Annotated in this window: 11 protein-coding genes; 4 read left to right on the forward strand and 7 right to left on the reverse strand. The window is 40.8% G+C overall.

Features of this window, described 5'->3' with window-relative positions:
- Positions 1–102 precede the first annotated feature (102 nt).
- The 7 genes from ilvC to M2135_RS05845 all read right to left on the reverse strand — a co-directional run bounded on the left by ilvC (position 103) and on the right by M2135_RS05845 (position 10,067).
- Positions 103–1,149 (reverse strand): ketol-acid reductoisomerase, encoded by a 1,047-nt coding sequence (gene ilvC, locus M2135_RS05815; RefSeq protein ID WP_280747667.1) that lies wholly within the window; start codon positions 1,147–1,149, stop codon positions 103–105.
- A 53-nt stretch (positions 1,150–1,202) separates the two neighbouring features.
- A complete protein-coding gene (locus M2135_RS05820) occupies positions 1,203–1,940 on the reverse strand; it encodes an acyl-ACP thioesterase domain-containing protein (protein ID WP_280747668.1) in 738 nt (245 codons plus the stop codon).
- A 16-nt stretch (positions 1,941–1,956) separates the two neighbouring features.
- On the reverse strand, positions 1,957–2,514 hold the full coding sequence (ilvN, locus tag M2135_RS05825; RefSeq protein ID WP_280747669.1) for an acetolactate synthase small subunit: 558 nt from the start codon (positions 2,512–2,514) through the stop codon (positions 1,957–1,959).
- 70 nt (positions 2,515–2,584) lie between these two features.
- Positions 2,585–4,282 (reverse strand): biosynthetic-type acetolactate synthase large subunit, encoded by a 1,698-nt coding sequence (gene ilvB, locus M2135_RS05830; protein WP_280747670.1) that lies wholly within the window; start codon positions 4,280–4,282, stop codon positions 2,585–2,587.
- A 140-nt stretch (positions 4,283–4,422) separates the two neighbouring features.
- On the reverse strand, positions 4,423–6,255 hold the full coding sequence (gene ilvD, locus M2135_RS05835) for a dihydroxy-acid dehydratase (protein ID WP_280747671.1): 1,833 nt from the start codon (positions 6,253–6,255) through the stop codon (positions 4,423–4,425).
- A 436-nt stretch (positions 6,256–6,691) separates the two neighbouring features.
- On the reverse strand, positions 6,692–7,255 hold the full coding sequence (locus tag M2135_RS05840) for a hypothetical protein (protein WP_280747672.1): 564 nt from the start codon (positions 7,253–7,255) through the stop codon (positions 6,692–6,694).
- Positions 7,256–7,610: 355 nt separating this feature from the next.
- Positions 7,611–10,067: a CotH kinase family protein gene (locus M2135_RS05845; RefSeq protein WP_280747673.1), complete on the reverse strand. Its 2,457-nt coding sequence runs from the start codon at positions 10,065–10,067 to the stop codon at positions 7,611–7,613.
- 1,585 nt (positions 10,068–11,652) lie between these two features.
- On the opposite strand from M2135_RS05845, the gene M2135_RS05850 reads away from it, so the two are divergent.
- From M2135_RS05850 to M2135_RS05865, 4 genes are all read left to right on the forward strand, one after another.
- Positions 11,653–13,266: an ATP-binding cassette domain-containing protein gene (locus M2135_RS05850; RefSeq protein WP_280747674.1), complete on the forward strand. Its 1,614-nt coding sequence runs from the start codon at positions 11,653–11,655 to the stop codon at positions 13,264–13,266.
- Positions 13,267–15,105: an alkaline phosphatase family protein gene (locus tag M2135_RS05855; protein WP_280747675.1), complete on the forward strand. Its 1,839-nt coding sequence runs from the start codon at positions 13,267–13,269 to the stop codon at positions 15,103–15,105. It abuts the gene before it with no gap.
- A gap of 119 nt (positions 15,106–15,224) precedes the next feature.
- The gene (locus M2135_RS05860) at positions 15,225–17,534 is read left to right on the forward strand and encodes an ATP-binding protein (RefSeq protein WP_280747676.1); all 2,310 of its coding nucleotides are present in this window, start codon (positions 15,225–15,227) and stop codon (positions 17,532–17,534) included.
- Positions 17,535–17,543: 9 nt separating this feature from the next.
- The gene (locus M2135_RS05865; RefSeq protein ID WP_280747677.1) at positions 17,544–20,222 is read left to right on the forward strand and encodes a calcium-translocating P-type ATPase, PMCA-type; all 2,679 of its coding nucleotides are present in this window, start codon (positions 17,544–17,546) and stop codon (positions 20,220–20,222) included.
- The last annotated feature ends 83 nt before the right edge of the window (positions 20,223–20,305 follow it).

Below are 20,305 nucleotides of genomic sequence, written 5' to 3' on the forward strand. Positions count from 1 at the left end.
ACAGCACAAAAAAAGGGTGTCAAAAGTGCAATTGCACTTTGAACACCCCTTTATTAAACAACACGGAGGCTTTCACTCCCTTCCTATTGTCGAATAGTATATTTAATTGTTTTCCGGACGAAGTTTACGTACTACTGCACCAGCTTGCCACATTTCGCTTTCACGCAATGCTTTCAACTCTTTCTCCAGCCCTTCGCGATAATCCGGTTTACTGTTTGTATCGATCGAGCGTTGTGCTTCGTTTCCACAGGCTACTTCTTTATACAGTTTTTCAAATACCGGTTTGGAAGCATCATGGAACGGTCCCATCCAATCTAAAGCGCCACGTTGTGCGGTAGTTGAACAGTTGGCGTACATCCAGTCCATACCGTTTTCTGCAAATAAAGGCATCAGGGATTGAGTTAACTCTTCAACCGTTTCATTGAACGCTTCTGATGGAGTATGTCCATTCGCACGTAAGACTTCATATTGAGCCAACAACAGGCCTTGTATAGCTCCCATCAATGTACCGCGTTCACCGGTCAGGTCTGAATAAACTTCTCTCTGGAAAGTTGTTTCAAACAGATAACCCGAACCAACACCAATACCCAATGCAACCACACGCTCCCAGGCTTTACCTGTCGCATCCTGGAAAATAGCAAAACTGGAATTCAATCCACGTCCTTCAAGGAACATACGACGCAGAGAAGTTCCGGAACCTTTCGGTGCTACCAGAATGACATCAATATCTGCCGGTGGAACGATATTTGTACGTTCTTTATAAGTAATCCCGAAGCCGTGAGAAAAATACAATGCTTTACCCGGAGTCAGGTATTTTTTAATACGTGGCCATACCTCTATCTGAGCGGCATCTGAAAGCAGATACTGGATGATTGTTGCCCGTTCGCACGCTTCTTCGATATCAAAAAGCGTTTCTCCCGGAACCCATCCGTCAGCGACAGCTTTTTCCCACGTTTGTCCTCCTTTGCGTTGCCCAACGATCACATTGAATCCATTATCGCGCAAGTTCAGACTTTGTCCAGGTCCTTGTACGCCATAACCGATCACAGCGATTATCTCATCTTTTAATACTTCTCTAGCTTTCTCTAATGGAAACTCTTCGCGGGTAACAACATTCTCTTCCACTCCGCCAAAATTCATTACTGCCATTTTTTATCAATTTATTATATTAGTAATACTCTTAATAGTCTTATCTCTTTATATCAACCTTTCGCTTCCGTCCAGGTTGCAGCCGCACGACAGATCGCTTTACCGTCATGACAAATCGCCATATTATATCTATTTTGCACAGCTTCTTCTTTATGTAACGTCAGCGGCATACCATATTTACCTTCAGACATATAGGCGATCTCGAAACGTTGCACTTCTCTTGCTTTAAACATCTCCAAATCAAATAGATCTAACAGATGTTCCATATATTTAATGCTGTTCAGATGTCCGTTCACATCCAGATCGCTGTATTTAATCTGATAAGGAACGCCGGGAGTATTGCTCTCCACAGGGGATATTTTGCCGGGACGTTCGATCGGACAAGAACGATCGGAAAGATAAACACTTAACCCCTCTATATCCAACGAAGTAGGCCGACGTGTCTCCATGTCGATCGCCGCCCAGATCGAACGGGCAAAAGCCATACTTTTTCCCGTATCATCGGTCAATTCAAAACAACGACTCGTAAACAAACGTCCCACCTCATCAATCCAAGTATATACTTTGATCGGTTGAGACATACTCGGATATTCCTGAATTTCGATCGCCAGGCGCGAAAGCACCCAGGCGGTATGCTTTTCACTCATGTCATTAAACCCAAAACCACGCGTGGATGCATGATTAGAAGCAGCATGCATCAAATAATTCCCGATCATCGGAATCGTTACCCGCCCTCTGAAATCGAGAAGATACTCTTCCGTTACAAAATGAAATTCACCAACCTTTTCCACGTATCTTAATTATTAATCATTCACCATTATTCTCCTCTCCTACCTTCTCTTTCATCGAAGCCAGCATATCACTCAACCGCTCTACTTTGCTCTTTGTGATAGCAATACGCCCCGAACGAATAAATTGCAACACACCGATTGTCTGACTCAACTCATTGAAAAGCGCTTGTGTTTCGGCATAATGTCCGCTTTTCTCAAGCACCACCATATCTTCATTGATTTCAAGCACATGGGCATTGTATTTACGAATCAACTCTTCCGCTCCATTCATCTTAATAAACAAGTCCGTACTCAGTTTATACAAGGCGATCTCTTGATGTACAAGATCTTCATCGGTATTATAATAAGCTTTCAGGATATCCACTCGTTTGTCGATCTGTTTGACCACCTTATCCATCATGTCTTCCGTCGCAAAGGTAGTAATTGTAAATTTATGTACCCCTTTTATAGCCGACGGAGAAACCGATAAGGTCTCAATATTCAACTGCCGACGAGTAAATACAATCGTTATCTGGTTTAATAAACCTACTGTATTCTCCGAAAATATAATAACCGTATATAATTTCTTTTCCATATTCTTTAACTGAAGTTTGAAGTTAGAAGTATCCTTTCTAATTGTCAATTATCCATTGTCTATCCGAATATCATTTTGGGAAAATGATATTTGTCAGGCATGCCCCTGCCGGAATCATCGGATAAACCATTCCATTCGGTTCTACATTGGCAACCAATAGATAAGGACCGTCATAATTTAGCATCTCCTCAATCGCTTCGTCCAGTTCCTCCCGTTTTTCCACCAGGCGGCTGCCAATAGCATACGCTTTAGCTATGCCTACAAAATCAGGGTTTACCATAATCGTCCCTGAATAACGTTCCTGGAAGAACAACTCCTGCCATTGACGCACCATTCCCAGGAAGTTATTGTTTAATACAATCATTTTGAGATGGAGGTTTTCCTGCATAATCGTTCCAAACTCCTGTATGGTCATCTGCAATCCACCATCACCTAAAAAAAGACATACTGTACGATCCGGTGCTCCGAACTTCGCACCAATAGCTGCCGGTAAACCAAAGCCCATGGTACCCAGCCCGCCTGATGTCACCACACTTCGGGTCTGACTGTATTTAAAATAACGAATACCCATCATCTGGTTCTGACCAACATCCGTCACCAATATCGCTTTATTATCTGTAGCCTCCGATACTTTCCGGATGATTTCACCCATTTTCAAAGACCCTTCTGTTGGAAAAACCTCTTTTTGAATAACCTTACGGTTTTCTTCCTCTTCATCCGCATCAAAAGAGGTAATCCATGTTGTATGTTTAGCCGGCTTTATCAATTCTACAACAGCCGACAACGTTTCTTTCGCATCACCGCAAACATCGACATCTACCGGTACGTTTTTGCCAATTTCACTATTATCGATATCAAAATGGATGATCCGAGCCTGTTTGGCATAAGTTTCAAGATTACCGGTCACCCGATCATCAAAACGCATACCGATAGCAATAAGGAGATCGCATTCCATCGTCTTCCGGTTTGGCCCGACATTTCCATGCATGCCCAACAGCCCTTTATTCAAACGATAATCACTCGGGAGAGCTGATAAACCCAATGCTGTCATTCCGGCAGGGATATCTGCTTTTTCGAGAAAAGTCATCAACTCTTTTTCAGCATGACTAAGAATCACTCCTTGACCAATCAAAGCAAACGGTTTTCGGGCATTATTGATTAGTTCGGCTGCCGATCGGATCTGTTCCGGATCAATATCCGGTATGGGTTGATAACTACGGATGTAGTTGACTTTCTCATACACATAATCGATCAGTCCTACTTGTGCATCTTTGGCAAGGTCGATTACAACCGGCCCCGGTCTACCCGTTGAAGCGATATAAAAAGCACGGGATATCGCCCAAGCGATCTCTTCAGGTTTCCGTACCTGATAAGCCCATTTGGTAATCGGTTGAGTAATACCGATCACATCTATTTCCTGAAAAGCGTCTGTCCCCAATAAAGAAGAAGGTACTTGCCCGGTAATCACCACAATCGGCGTACTGTCCATCATCGCATCGGCTATACCGGTAATGGTATTGGTCGCACCGGGACCAGAAGTTACAATTGTCACTCCTACCTTTCCTGATACACGAGCATATCCCTGCGCCGCATGCGTAGCCCCCTGCTCGTGGCGTACCAATACTAATTTCAACTGGTCGGTATAATCATATAAACTATCGAATATAGGAATCGCTTGTCCGCCCGGATATCCGAAGATCGTATCTACGCCTTCTGCTATTAAGGTTTTTAACAAGGCCTCCGAGCCAGTTATTTTTTGTCCCATCATATGATTCTTTTTTACTTTAACACTTTGTATCTACAGTTCCCGCACTTGATGTGGGATCGCATTAAAACTGTCCGTATCTTTTTCTTTGAAGAGTGATACAACTCATTCTTTTGCAGCTCCGCATCAAGTGCGAGCACAGGTTAATCTTCAACAATGCGAACCCCACCTTTATCGGCCGACGATACCATTTTAGCATACGCCTTTAATGATCTGGATATAGTCCGTTCACGTAATGGAGGTGTATACGCTTTCGCCCCGCGTGCCTCTTCAACGGCACGGCGTGCAGCTATTTCTTCATTCGTCAACTGGACATTTATTGTTCTTTCAGGGATATTTATTTCAATGATATCACCATCTTTTATTAAAGCAATTGCTCCTCCTGATGCTGCTTCCGGAGAAACATGGCCAATAGAGAGTCCTGAAGTGCCTCCACTGAAACGCCCGTCGGTAATCAGTGCACAATCCTTACCCAGATGTTTACTTTTAATATACGAGGTAGGATACAACATTTCCTGCATACCCGGCCCCCCTTTAGGCCCTTCATAGGTAATCACCACAACATCTCCGGCTACGACCTGATCCTTCAATATACCTTCACAAGCTGCATCCTGTGAATCGAATACTTTGGCAGGCCCGGTAAACCGAAAGATACTTTCATCGACTCCGGCAGTTTTTACCACACATCCGGCTTCGGCTATATTTCCATATAAGACCGCCAACCCACCATCTTTGACATAGGCATGTTCCATATCCCGGATACATCCGGCTGTACGATCCGTATCCAACGACTTATAGTAGGTCTCTTGTGAGCCAAGTATCAAATTGAATTTGTGTGCCGGTGCACTTTTATAAAGCGCAACAGCTTCTTCCAGAAGATTAGGAGATGTAATGGCGTATCGATTTATCGCTTCCGAGAGAGTCAGTCCGTCAACGCGTTTAACAGAACCATCAATCAAACCGCCCTTTTCTAATTCAGCCAAAATACCGATAATACCTCCTGCTCGATTCACATCCTGTATATGGTAAGAGCAACTGGGTGCAACTTTGCATAACACCGGTGTTTTACGGGATAAATAATCGATATCCTTCATCGTGAACTCAACTTCTGCTTCATGTGCAACAGCGAGTAAATGAAGTACCGTATTGGTTGACCCACCCATCGCTATATCCAATGTCATCGCATTCAGAAAAGCCTCACGAGTAGCGATACGGCGTGGCAATACCGATTCGTCTCCATCCCGATAATATTTATAGGCATTTTCAACAATTAATTTAGCCGCTTTTTCAAACAGAACTGTTCGGTTTGCATGGGTAGCCACCACCGTACCGTTCCCTGGTAAGGCCAGTCCGATCGCTTCATTCAAACAATTCATGGAGTTTGCCGTGAACATTCCCGAACAGCTGCCACATGTCGGACAAGCCGCACGTTCTACTTTCTCCACCTGCTCGTCGCTGATCGAATCATCCGCCGCTTCAATCATCGCATCAATCAGATCCAGATAACGGCCGTCTAATTCTCCGGCTTCCATAGGGCCACCGGATACAAATATGGCAGGAATATTCAGACGCATAGCAGCCATTAACATTCCCGGAGTAATCTTATCACAATTACTGATGCATACCATCGCATCTGCCTTATGAGCATTGACCATATATTCGACACTATCAGCTATCAAATCGCGTGAAGGAAGCGAATACAGCATACCATCATGCCCCATGGCAATTCCATCGTCAATAGCGATTGTATTGAATTCGGCCGCAAAACAACCCAACTTTTCGATTTCCGCTTTGACTTGCTGCCCAATCTCATGCAAATGCACATGTCCCGGCACAAACTGTGTAAATGAATTGACAATCGCTATAATCGGCCGGCCAAACTGCTCTTCTTTCATGCCATTGGCACGCCAAAGTGCCCGTGCACCTGCCATTCGGCGACCTTCGGTACTATATGAACTGCGTAATTTATTTATCATATTTTTTATTTATTTGAAGTTTGAAGATAGAAGTTGGAAGTTACTCCTATCTTCAATATCATTTACAAAAAAAGCCTTTCCCGTATGGAGAAAGGCCCTATGTTTATCCTCTTGATTGAACAGTTACTACATACCTTTCTCCCTTACCTGCTAATGACTAGAAGGACGACCACGAGAATACTATGTAATACGTTCTTAAACATTTTTCTTGATCTGATGTCATGTTCGACGGTGCAAATGTAGAATAATAATCCTTTTCAGCAAAGGATTTAAAAGATTTTTCTTGATTTTTCTTTCAATTAGCAAGGAAACAAGACTTTCTTTCTACAATTTGGCAAATAGAAAACAGAATATCCATCCGCTCCAAATTCATTGGTTGGTTTTCGAAAAGACTACATATTCGGACTTAGCTATACTTTCTGAAAAAGACCTCTTTTTAACTTATCTCACACTGTCCTAACATCGGATAAAATAAACTGACCATCTCTTCACGCGTATAGATCGATTGAAACTCACTGACCAAACTTTCGAATACCGAAAAAGACCACTCTTCACGATTAGACGTAATCAGATGTTTCCATAATAAGATTTCTGCCTGTTTTTTTATCGGAAGAACTGCGTAACAGGAATGATATCCTCTATACAACAGTTTCAAGGTCTCAAAATAACGTTTATTCTCTGAGCGCTCCAACTCTCCACAATGAATAATCGCATAAGTCGACTTTTTAAGAGAACCACAATCGATATCTACCCACGGAGGTAATAAAATCATTTCGCCCTCTTGCAGCGGATAAAACCCATAATATTCGCCACTTAAATACATTTCACCCTGCAATAAAAAGAAAATACGATACGAATAACTTCGAGTAAATCTCCTCACATTATATGGAGAGAGTTCACGATAAATCACATTTTCAACAATCTTATTCAGCCGGTTATCTCGCCGCTCCAGCCCTAAGACATATGCATTTGTTTTACTGTTTGCTACTTCTAGTTCCATGTTTATCTAAAAAGGTTTTAACATTAGGTTTTGGAATCCATTCTCACATACTTAAAACCCAAACATCAACCTTTTTGTTTACAGAAACCCTCTTCTTTTTTTATTTTTTTGAATATGGAGGGAAAATGGGGGCAATAGATAAAAAAAGAGGATGTCTAAAAAGTACAGCTTATCTTTGAATAGGTTACAAGTCGTTAAAGTTACCCCGTGAGGGGTAAAATATGCATAACCCCGGGGAAAACCCGGGGCAGTTTAGACCACTACTATTCTAGAACCCCGAAGAGGGTTCAACCCTTGTCAGGGTTGATTGAAACACGTTTGACAACCTGACAATTTAAACTACATCAAATAATTTTCAGAGTTTATGGACAACCTTCCTTGTGACAATCCGATTTTGGTTGTCAACAATACGCACAAACATCGCTCCTTTATATTGCAGAGGTATCGATACTGTCGGCTGATCTGTTCTCTTTTCAACACTCAAACGCCCGACTGCATCATAAACATAAATCGAAGAAGGTGCAGTCATTCCCGACACCACAAGCCGATGATTGTCTATCATAACCTGAATAGCAAAATCCTCTACCGGTTGAATACCATCTATCTCCTGATCGGCAACGATCACCAGATCCGTACAATTTTCAGGAATAAGGTATTCCACCTCCCTGGTTGCAAACTCCCTGGTAAACGTCTGTCCTCCGACCGTCGCCGTAATACGCCAGCCTATCGTTTCCGGCTCTTCACCTTCCCATTTGATTTTAAGAGTTTCGCCGGTAAAATATTGCCCATTGAATGACGAATAAAATAATGGAACATCATTGATCGACACTATTCCTGAAGCCTTCAGCGCCTTAGGGATAGTTAATTTGACCGGAGTCAATCCTTTCAATCCGAAATGTTCCCGCAAATGTTCGTACATATAACTATTCCGGTCGAGGCACCACTTTTTCATCCGAGCCACCTCACTCTCCCAATAGTCCATATCTCTGAGTGGCCATCGTTGACGATGATAAGTCATTTCAGGGGCGATCAACTGTTGAATACTATCTATAACATGTGAAGTCGCATCATAATGGAGTATATCTCCCATATAAACCGCAAAAGCAGAGTAGAATTTTTTCTTAAACACATCTTGCGACAGAAGAGAGGTAAACAATATCTTAAAATATTTCATTTGTGTTGTATCCGTATTATATGCCAACGCATTATAATCAGGCGCTTGAGCATACCCCAGACCAAGATCCGTATCTTTTACGATAAACCGCCATTTCCCCTCATCAGTCTTTGGTCGCCATAAAACGACATTACCATGTGGGAAATCAGTATTGGCCACATAGATCTGCAAAATCATATAATTAATAAATTCATCCAAATCAACCATATCCATGATCTCGTCATAAGGAACCTGATCGGAAGGAAGCAATAATTTGGCGACCATATCATTTAGAGCCAGCCGGTCTCCAGCCTTTACCTCCGAAATGGCACCCGCCCAATTTTCAATCATATCAATATTCTCAAGTCCATCGTAATTGGCTATCACAAAATCATCATTCGAACGCTCACGTAAGTTCTGAATACCAAAATACTGTCCGTTGATAAAAAGAATAGCCGGCTGATAGGCCTGATAATCCAAATCTACTTTTTCACCCATAAACAACTGGATAGCCGCATCCCGGAAATGTGTATTATAAAAATCATTCCCGGAATTACGAATCATAAACGATTTGATTTCCTGATCGGGTTTATCTTTAAAGAGTGGATAATCGTATCTTTTTTGCCCAAAACGTTTGTTGGCATAAAGTATTAAACTCTTTTGCGGATACATCCGGGAATAACCACCAGATGTTCGCATCTCTTCTAACTGATTCAGCACACTGCCTTCGTCCTCCGAGGTAAAATATTCAAAATGTACCGGCCGCCGCCAGTCCTGACTATAATTCGGATTTTCCTTATCTTTTCCTTCCGTATAAATTCCGAGGTCGTCATCCCACAAAAACGTAGGATCCAAACTCAATGAAATAATTGGCAAGGTCAATTCCCTGTCAGTAATAATATACGATTGAACAGCCGAACGGTTTATCAGGTAACCGGGTGCAATAATCTTTGCACGTATGGATGTCGGTTCTGTAAGAGTTATTGAACCGGTATAAGGAATAGACTCCACCGTTGGTTCCGAGCCATCAGTTGTATAACGAATATCAGCTTCTGTAATTCCATCCGGAATATCTTCCGGCAATAATAAGCTAACACTTACTTCCTGTTTATAAACCCCACCTCTTAAACTAAATACCGGAGAAGGCAACAATACGTCAGCAATCGCACCTTTATTTTTGTGACCTGCTGTAGGAGTGACAAAATAAGCCCATTCCTCTATTCCGTCTTCTATTCTGCCTCGCGCAATATTGGGTGCCGGCTGTTTGGGGATATCAACCACCTCATCTTCAAGCTCCCCTTTTGCATTATACAGATAGATGACTCCATTCTTTCCACTCTCCAAACGAAAAGAAGTGTGCAACCCTGCCTCTACCTTGTCACAATAGATCATCAAATACCCTTGGGCAGGAATAATTGTAGACTCTTTGATCTCCCATCCGCTAGGGAAAATCGCTTGATCCGAAATATTCCACCCTTTAATATCAACAGGTTGGCTGCTATCATTATACAACTCTACCCAACTATCCGGAAACTCATTCAGGTCATCCACAAGATAGTCTATATTACTCTGCATAAACTCGTTAATCCACACTTTAGCCGAAGAAAAAGGCATTGAAAAACAGATGGATAAAAACAAAAAGAACAATTGTCGCTTCATAAATTTATTAGGTTATTGTTTAGGGTTCCCCCCCTAGCGAACAAAGAAAAAAACAAAAAAGCGAAAAAACAAATAATTTCAAAGCGCAATACGACGTATAGAACGACAAAAAACAGGCTATATATCCGAATGAATAGATCCAAAAGCACAACGAAGCCATGATCTCCTTCTCACAGGAATACACCAAATATCCCCTGAGTGTTTTTATTTTTATTATCCACCTTCTATGCCCTCCTACACATTCCGTTATTTACATGTATACAAAACAGCATAATCCTATAAACTATCTAACATATTTCATCAAGCACAATATATTTACTGCGATATATCGCTTCCTTGATATACCGTTAATATCATATACTTGAACATCTTTCTTTTATATATGCTTAATATGTACATTCTGATTATGCATTTTATACATCAAAATCTATGTTTCATATATATACATCCATATAGATACTACACAAAACATATATATAATATATCGACATATTACTATATCTAAACTATCATATTATATATATCCGATAATATATATAAATATTTTATATAATATATATATCCAATCTAAAATATCTATAACATCTAATATCATATTTACAATACATTTAAAGCATATGTATAACATCCACAATATCAGTTGCAGTCAGGTCATATTTCATTTTAACATTTAAACACACTACTCAAACAGATATGTATCCATTTATATATCTATACATCACACATTTTTACTAGAAATAGAACCTTTAAAATCTAAAATAATTCAACATAAATTAATATTATAAAACACTCTATAAGGATATTTTCAAATACAAAACAAAATTTTCAAAAAACCCATTCAAGAAAAAAGCCAAGATAGCTAAATAATACGAAAACGTAACCCGCGCAAATCCAGACCAAACAAACATAAAATTAGTCTGATTGCAGAATAGGGTGATTTAAACCCCTCCACCACTCGCCTATTTATGGACAAGAAATAAGGAAATACAAAAAAACGCAAGGATCTGAATCTTAATTATTCGTAATTCACTATCTATCAATCATCAATGTCGCATTTCAACAACTTTCAAAAAATAGCAATCCAGAAAGAACAGAGTCTGCAAACAGTTATATTCGACTCTGTTTCTATGCTGTCTGTCCCTTCGTGTGGTTTTTGAAAATCCACATATTATTCTCTTTACACCATCCTATAAAGATAAGAACATGATTATGACTGCTTTTCTGTAGTATGCAAACTATATTTTTGTTATACCTACCTCTATTTTCTGTTAGAGGTACGTCTAAAATCATTTAGAGGTACGTCTAAATCTGTTTAGAGGTACGTCTAAAATCATTTAGAGGTACCTCTAACAAAAAAGTGTTCATTATATTTCAAATAAACCGACAGCGAAGTGACGTTTTTTTATTTGATTCATTCACGGAGTAATACCGCAAAAGGGGAAGATATTGTTGCCTACTCTAATCTTTGGCGCAGTTTCTCCCTGCTTTTGACACATTTACCTCCCCAGACGCGAACAAAAAAGTGAAACTGTATATAATTTTTGTACCTTTGTACGCTTAATTTCGTAATTAATAGGTATACAAGATGATCACAGTCAACAATCTGGACGTACAATTCGGTAAAAGAATCCTGTTTCAGGATGTCAATTTAAAATTCACTCCTGGCAACTGCTACGGGATAATCGGTGCCAACGGTGCCGGCAAATCTACTTTATTAAAAATAATCAGCCAACAAATGGATCCTACCCGGGGTACTGTTGCGTTGGGGCCTGGAGAACGACTATCCGTTCTCAGCCAGGATCACTTTGCATTCGACGAATATACCGTACTGGATACTGTTTTAATGGGATATACCGAACTGTGGGAGGTGATGACCGAAAAAAACGCGCTGTATGAAAAACCGGACTTTAGCGATGCGGATGGTATCCGTGTTTCCGAATTGGAAGAAAAATTCGCTGAGATGGAAGGTTGGAATGCCGAAAGTGATGCTGCCAGCTTGTTAAGCGGCTTGGGCATCAGCGAAGAGTTGCATTACAACCTGATGAAAGATCTGAGTGGTAAACAAAAAGTACGTATCTTATTAGCACGTGCACTATTCGGACAACCGGATAACCTGTTGCTCGATGAGCCAACCAATGATCTGGACCTTGAAACAGTAATGTGGCTTGAGAATTATCTGTCTAATTTTGAAAATACAGTATTGGTTGTCAGTCATGACCGTCACTTTTTGGATTCGGTCTGCACACATACAGTCGATATCGACTTCGGTAAACTCCAGATGTTTGCCGGGAACTATAGCTTCTGGTACGAATCGAGCCAGTTAGCGTTGCGCCAACAACAACAGCAAAACAAAAAAGCAGAAGAGAAGAAGAAGGAGTTGGAAGAATTTATCCGTCGTTTTAGTGCGAATGTGGCTAAATCCAAACAGACCACCAGCCGCAAAAAAATGATTGAAAAATTGAATATCGAAGAGATTAAACCCTCTTCACGCCGCTATCCCGGAATCCTTTTCACACCCAATCGCGAACCGGGCAACCAGATATTGGAAGTGAAAGGACTCGCCAAAAGCGTTGACGGGAAAGTATTATTTCAGGACTTGAATTTCAATGTCGAGAAAGATGATAAAATCGTGTTCCTCAGCCGCGATCCACGTGCGATGACTGCGCTTTTTCAAATCATTAATGGCGAGGAAAAGGCCGACGCTGGTACTTTCCAATGGGGGCAAACCATTACAACCACTTATCTTCCAGTGGATAATTCCGATTATTTCAATTCCGATTACAACCTGATCGAATGGTTAACACAATTTTCTCCGGACACCAACGAAGTTTTCCTCAAAGGTTTCCTTGGACGTATGCTTTTCTCGGGTGAAGAGTTATTAAAAAAGGTCAGTGTATTGTCGGGAGGTGAGAAGATGCGTTGTATGATCTCACGGATGATGCTGACGGATGCCAATGTATTGATCCTGGATACACCAACCAATCACCTGGATCTCGAATCTATTCAGGCATTTAATAATACGTTGCGTACATTTAAAGGAAACATTCTGTTTTCAAGTCATGACCATGAGTTTATTCAAACCGTCTCCAACCGGATTATCGAACTGACTCCGAATGGTATTATCGACAAGATGATGGACTATGACGATTATATTACTGATCCGATTGTAGCTGATCTCCGACAAAAATTTTACCAATAAATGAAACAACGAATACTGTTCATATTAGCTGTATTCGTCGCATGGTTACCGGTATTTGTCATTCAGAAACCGGTATTCATGCTTTATCACCTTTCGCAGACCGCAGACGTTTCTTTGACAGAATGGATACTGGTGATCTGGAACGGATTAAAACTGGATTGTACGATTTCGGGTTACCTTACTGTCATTCCGCTATTAGCGACACTTGTTTCTATATGGCTCAACGGCTCTTGGCTACAGAAATTCATGAAAGGTTATTTCCTGGTTATGGCCATACTGGTAGCTATTATTTTTGCCGTCGATGTCGCGTTGTATGGTTTCTGGGGATTTCGCTTGGACGCAACAGTGCTTTTCTATCTACAGTCGCCTAAAGATGCGATGGCCAGTGTACCTGTCGGCACTTTTTTCTTGCAAATAGCTGTTTGTGCGATTTATGCATTTGCCATCTATTCGTTTTTTAAACGACTGATCATCCCATTGGTTCCAGTGACAAAAGCGCATCAACGCTTACTGGGAAGTCTGGCTGTTATTCTTCTGGGAGGCTTATTATTTCTACCTATCCGTGGTGGTGTTACCACCTCTACGGCCAATGTCGGAATGGTCTATTTCAGCAAGAATCAGTTTTTGAATCATGCGGCTATCAATCCGACTTTCAGTCTGATAGCTTCACTTTCCAAACAGCAAGATTTTGCGGCACAATTTGATTTTTTTCCGGAAGAGAAACGCGAAGAACTCTTTAATCAATTAGTTGCTTCCGGCAATTCTTCTCCGGATGAAAGTTCTACATTATTAAATACGACACGTCCAAATATCCTGATCATCTTACTGGAAAGCTTTTCGGCAAATGCCATCGAAGTGTTAGGCGGAGAAGCAGGAGTGACACCCAACCTGAACAGGCTTAGCCAAGAAGGTATCTTATTTACCAACCTATATGCGAACTCTTTTCGTACCGACAGAGGGATCGTTTCGGTCTTAAACGGTTATCTGGCTCAACCCACAACTTCAATCATGAAATATCCGGCAAAAAGCCAGACATTGCCGTCGATCGCCCGTACATTGGCGGATAATGGGTATGTCAATAATATGTTATACGGTGGTGATATAAATTTCACCAATATGCAGAGTTATTTTTTCAGTTCGGGATATAGTCATATTACGGCCGACAGGGATTTCCCCCTCTCTACCCGGTTAAATAAATGGGGAGCAAATGATAATGTCACCTTTTCATGGCTGTATGATTCGATGGTTGAAAAACAAAATTCCCCTACTCCATGGATGACTACCTTCCTCACACTGAGCAGTCACGAACCGTTTGAAGTACCGTTTCATCACCTGGAACATCCCTACCTCAACTCTGTTGCTTTTACCGATAGTTGCATAGGCAGTTTTATCGATCGATTAAAGACAGAGCCCATATGGAAAGATTTGTTGGTCGTAATGGTTTCCGACCATGGATTCAGATATCCTGATCATATGCCGGAATATGATCCGCGACGCTATCATATTCCTATGATATGGTTGGGCGGTGCTGTAAAAGAGCCTCAAATAATCGATACATATGGGGTACAAACCGACCTGTCGGCCACTTTATTGAATCAGCTAAACCTTCCTTGTAACGAATTCACGTTCAGTAAAGATTTACAGAATCCGGCAGATCCACATTATGTGTTCTATACATTCAACAACGGTTTTGGATTTATAGATGAAACAGGTCTCTCCGTTTTCGACAATGAAGGAGAAAAAACAGTACTAGAACAACCCACAACAGGAAGCACGCAACGTATTGAAAAAGGAAAAGCGTTATTGCAAACCCTTTATGATGATATGGGAGGAAGATAAAGGAGAGTTTTAAATAATTATCCTTCATCGTGTTTGATTCAAAAAACAAACACTATCTTTGCATAATTAGTGATATTGACAGATATATACCATTTTGAACTTCAACAACAAAGCAGACAGTGAACCGTATAAAACTATTTAGAGAGAGTAAATCCCTACTTACAATTATCCTGATTGTATTCTTTTGCAGTCATTTCAATTTATCGGCTACGACAAATAGTCCCACATCCGATTATATCCTTATTCTGAACCCTGACGCAGCAACCTGTGCCTGGGGAGAAATGATGATCGTTCCTGTGGCAAAAGAGTTGAGAGAAAAATATCCGGAATTGGATGTGCATATCGAATATATGTATGGCCTTGGAATGACCACAATGGAGGAAGTGGAGGGTTTTAAAACAAATTTATTTGAGAAATACAGTAAACCGCCTAAATATCTATTGCTCTTTGAAGCCGATATATATGGTTTCTTACATCAGGAGATTGCCGAACGCTGGAGTGATGTTCCGACCTTGCTGCTCGCACGCGAAGACTACATCGGACCACAACAGTATTACCTCGAACGCAAAGTTATTCCAGAGGCCGAACGTATCTCGCTGGGAAAAATGAGCCAAACAAACAAAAACCTGACAGCCATTATTAATCAGTTTGATGTTCCCGGTACGCTGGCGATCATGAAACAGATGCGTCCAAATATCGATAAGGTATTGTTTCTTACTGACGAACGTTATATCAGTGCCGTTCTGCGAAAAGAAGTGGAAGATGAATTGAAAACGAATTATCCGGAGTGGACTTTGGAGAATATGACACCGGACAAGCTAACGACTGATGAATTGATCAACATATTTCTTTCAACCCCGCAAGAGAGTGGTATCCTCTATTTTACCTGGTTTAATAATGAGTTGACTGGTGATAAAGATTTGATCTTACAAACCAATGCATACCGGATATTCAGCTTGTATGTCAATACGCCGATTATTGCCCTTAACGACGTGGGGATTAAAGAGAGTGGTATGCTTGGGGGGAGTTATACACGCTTTGAACAAGTTTTCGAGATAACTTTGCAAACAATAGATTGTATGATGGAAGGCCGAATCAAGGATCATATCATTTATGTTCCGACACCAATGCCGACATTCAACTATCTGGCAATGCTAAAGCATCATATTTCCTTGTCGCAAATTCCTTCAAACACCTATTTGTACAACCGCCCGCTCACTTTCCTGGAACGTAATAAAACGCTGATAATCTGGCTAACAATTATCATCATGTTGAGTTTCTTCCTTGCCCGTCTGCTTTTGTTTTTGCAAAAACGTAAAATGCAGGATAAAGAGATCAAATTATTGGAAAAATATGGGAACTTATTCAATAATATGCCGCTTGGATATCAGCAGTTGCAATTAATTTCGGACGAAAAAGGAGAACCTATCGATTTTCTGATCTCTGAAATTAACCCCAACCTAGACGAACTGTTGGAACCCTCGATACATTTAGTCAATAAAAAAGTCAGCGAGGTCTGTCCTCATCTGCAACCTAAATTTATCAATCTGTATAAAACCGTCAAGAGTTCTAAGGAACAAAAGGCGGATATCACTTATTATCATGAAAATACCGGACAGTATTTCAGCGTAATCATCTCTTTTTCAAGCGCCAACGACTGCTTGGATCTCTTTTTTGTGGATACAACCGAATTGTACAAAACGCAACAGGAATTGACAACAGCCAAAGACAGGGCGGAAGATGCCAACCGGTTAAAATCAGCTTTCTTGGCAAATATGAGTCACGAAATACGTACACCACTCAACGCGATCGTCGGATTCTCCAGCATACTCTCCACAGCTGAAGATGAAGAAGAAAAACAAAATTATATCAATATTATTGAAAGTAATAACCAACTACTTCTGCAACTGATAAACGACATCCTGGATTTATCGAAAATCGAAGCGGGAGTAATGGATTATAATTACACGAATATTAATCTGAATACACTATTAACAGAACTGAAAGATTCGACTCAAAACAGAGTGAAAAAGAATGTGGAAGTTCTGTTTGATGAGAAACTGCCTATCTGTTATATACATGCGGAGAAGACGCGCTTGACTCAAGTGATGAACAATCTATTAAGTAATGCGTCCAAATTTACCAAAGAAGGGTCTATTCGTATTGGATACAAAGTTAATAATGAAGATACTCTTTATTTCTATGTGGCTGATACGGGAAGTGGCATTTCGAAAGATCAGCTGGGAACTATTTTCGGACGGTTTGTCAAACTAAACAATTTTGTGCCTGGAACCGGATTAGGATTATCACTTTGTCAGACCATTGTGCATAGTATGGGTGGAGAGATCGGCGTAAATTCAGAAGAGGGTAAAGGTACGACATTCTGGTTTACAATCCCCTACCGTCCAGTTGAAACAGATACCCAATAAACACATCTTATGGAAAAAAAACACCAGTATCAGGGTTTGACTGGACAGGAAGTTGAAGAAAGTCGGAGACTTCATGGTGAAAACATACTAACCCCTCCCCCAAGAACCTCCTTATGGAAATTATTTCTTGAAAAATTCGATGATCCTATCATTCGGATTTTATTAGTCGCCTGGTTGCTTTCGATGATTATTGCAGCCGTGCATTGTTGGGGACCGGAACAGGAAGGCTTTAAAGCATTTCTGGAGCCTATTGGGATCTTTTTTGCTATTATATTAGCCAGTGGTGTCGGATTTCTTTTTGAGGTAAGAGCCAACAAAGCGTTCGATATTTTGAATACAGTCAACGACGACAACCTGGTGAAAGTCATCAGGGAAGGACATATCAAACAAATACCGAAAAAAGAAGTCGTAGTCAATGATATTGTTATTCTCGAAACAGGAGAAGAAGTGCCGGCAGATGGCCATCTATTGGAAGCGATCTCTCTACAAATCAACGAATCGACACTGACGGGCGAACCGGTTATCAGTAAGACGACCAATGAAGCCGACTTTAAATTGGACGCAACCTATCCATCAAATAGGGTTATGCGTGGAACAACGGTCATCGACGGCCATGGGATCTTCCTGGTAGACCAAGTGGGAGATGCTACCGGTTATGGAAGAGTTTACGAAGGTGCTCAAATCGATAACGGCATCGAAACCCCGCTACAGATACAGCTAAAACGTCTGGCCAGTCTGATTAGTAAAGCAGGATATACGATAGCCGGGGTTACTTTTATCGCCTTACTGGTGAAATTACTACTCGCTTCACCCGGCATGCCTTTGATAGATCTGATCAGTGATATACTGAATATATTCATGATAGCGGTAACTTTGATTGTTGTTTCTGTTCCGGAAGGCCTCCCAATGAGTGTGACCTTAAGTTTGGCTTTGAGTATGAATCGCATGCTCAAAACAAACAACCTCGTCCGAAAAATGCACGCTTGCGAAACAATGGGAGCAACGACAGTTATTTGTACGGATAAAACCGGAACACTGACTCAAAACCAAATGCAGGTCTACGAAACAAATTTCTATAACCTGAGCCAACAACAATTAAGAGATGATGAACTGAGTCTATTAATTAAAGAAGGAATATCTGTAAACTCTACCGCTTACCTCGATTTTTCGGAAGAAAAAATTAAGGCTTTGGGTAATCCGACAGAAGCGGCACTCCTTTTATGGCTCAATAGCAAAGGAATTAATTACCTGGATCTGCGTGAAAATACCGAAGTCATTGATCAGTTGACATTCTCTACCGAACGAAAATATATGGCTACCATTGTTCAATCGGAATTGCTTAATAAAAAGATCCTGTATGTAAAGGGTGCTCCTGAAATCGTTCTGGCTAAAAGTAAACGGGTAGCAATAGACGATAGCTGTAAATCTGTTGACGAATGTAAAGCGGGTATTGAGACTCAGCTATTAGCATATCAGAACCAGGCCATGCGTACATTAGGATTTGCTTATCAAATCATTGACGAAGAACAAGAAGATAACTTCTTCGAAAATGGACACCTCCAACATGCTGATCTCACGTATGTCGGTATTGTCGCAATTTCCGACCCTGTACGCGAAGATGTTCCTGAAGCTGTTCGAAGTTGTCTAAATGCAGGTATCGCGGTGAAAATCGTTACAGGAGATACGCCTGGAACAGCCAAAGAAATCGGTCGTCAAATCGGGATATGGACAGAGGATGATTCCGATAAAAACATCATTACAGGTCCGGAGTTTGAGGCGTTGAGCGACAATGAAGCACTTAACAGGGTTATGGATTTAAAAATCATGTGTCGTGCACGCCCTACTGACAAACAACGATTAGTCAGACTATTACAGAAAAAGGAAGCGGTAGTTGCTGTCACAGGAGATGGAACAAACGATGCACCGGCATTAAAAGCAGCCCAAGTCGGATTATCCATGGGAGACGGTACCTCAGTAGCTAAAGAAGCAAGTGATATAACAATTCTGGATAACTCCTTTAGTAGTATAACACGCGCTGTTATGTGGGGACGTTCACTTTATCGGAACATCCAAAAATTCTTGGTATTCCAACTCACTATTAATGTTGTGGCCTGTTTAATAGTATTGCTCGGCTCACTGTTGGGCACAGAGTCTCCACTAACCATTACCCAAATGTTGTGGGTAAACCTCATCATGGACACTTTCGCTGCCGCTGCATTAGCCTCCCTCCCTCCCAATGAGAGAGTGATGAAAGACAAACCTCGTCGGAGTGGAAAAAATGGAGATTTTATCATATCCCGCCCAATGCGTTATGATATATTCGGTGTAGGATTTGCCTTTGTTGTCATACTACTGGGTCTACTCTATTATTTTCAGCGTGAAAACGGATTAACCCCCTATAATCTATCCTGGTTCTTTACGTTCTTTGTTATGCTCCAATTCTGGAACATGTTTAATGCAAAAGCATTCAAAGAAGGAAAGTCAGCCTTTGCCAATTTAAATGAGAGTAAAACCTTTTTATTTGTTGCATGTATCATCTTAATCGGACAATACCTGATTGTCACATTCGGAGGAGAAATGTTTAACGTTGTTCCATTAACATGGAAAGATTGGGGCATCATTGTCGGTTCAACATCTATTGTCCTGTGGATCGGTGAAATAACTCGCCTATTCAGTAGTAAACAGTAAAAAAATAATCCCTTCTACCTCAAACAATATAAATAAAGATACGGAAATTTAATTCAAAATGTTGCATATTCAAAAAAACACCC

Source organism: Parabacteroides sp. PF5-9, from assembly GCF_029893105.1.
Taxonomy (GTDB): domain Bacteria; phylum Bacteroidota; class Bacteroidia; order Bacteroidales; family Tannerellaceae; genus JARXWG01.

Coding starts and splice junctions, on each gene's coding strand:
- ilvC (WP_280747667.1), bottom strand. CDS start 1,149: ATGGCAGTAATGAATTTTGGCGGAGTGGAAGAGAATGTTGTTACCCGC.
- ilvN (WP_280747669.1), bottom strand. CDS start 2,514: ATGGAAAAGAAATTATATACGGTTATTATATTTTCGGAGAATACAGTA.
- ilvB (WP_280747670.1), bottom strand. CDS start 4,282: ATGATGGGACAAAAAATAACTGGCTCGGAGGCCTTGTTAAAAACCTTA.
- ilvD (WP_280747671.1), bottom strand. CDS start 6,255: ATGATAAATAAATTACGCAGTTCATATAGTACCGAAGGTCGCCGAATG.
- M2135_RS05840 (WP_280747672.1), bottom strand. CDS start 7,255: ATGGAACTAGAAGTAGCAAACAGTAAAACAAATGCATATGTCTTAGGG.
- M2135_RS05845 (WP_280747673.1), bottom strand. CDS start 10,067: ATGAAGCGACAATTGTTCTTTTTGTTTTTATCCATCTGTTTTTCAATG.
- M2135_RS05850 (WP_280747674.1), top strand. CDS start 11,653: ATGATCACAGTCAACAATCTGGACGTACAATTCGGTAAAAGAATCCTG.
- M2135_RS05855 (WP_280747675.1), top strand. CDS start 13,267: ATGAAACAACGAATACTGTTCATATTAGCTGTATTCGTCGCATGGTTA.
- M2135_RS05865 (WP_280747677.1), top strand. CDS start 17,544: ATGGAAAAAAAACACCAGTATCAGGGTTTGACTGGACAGGAAGTTGAA.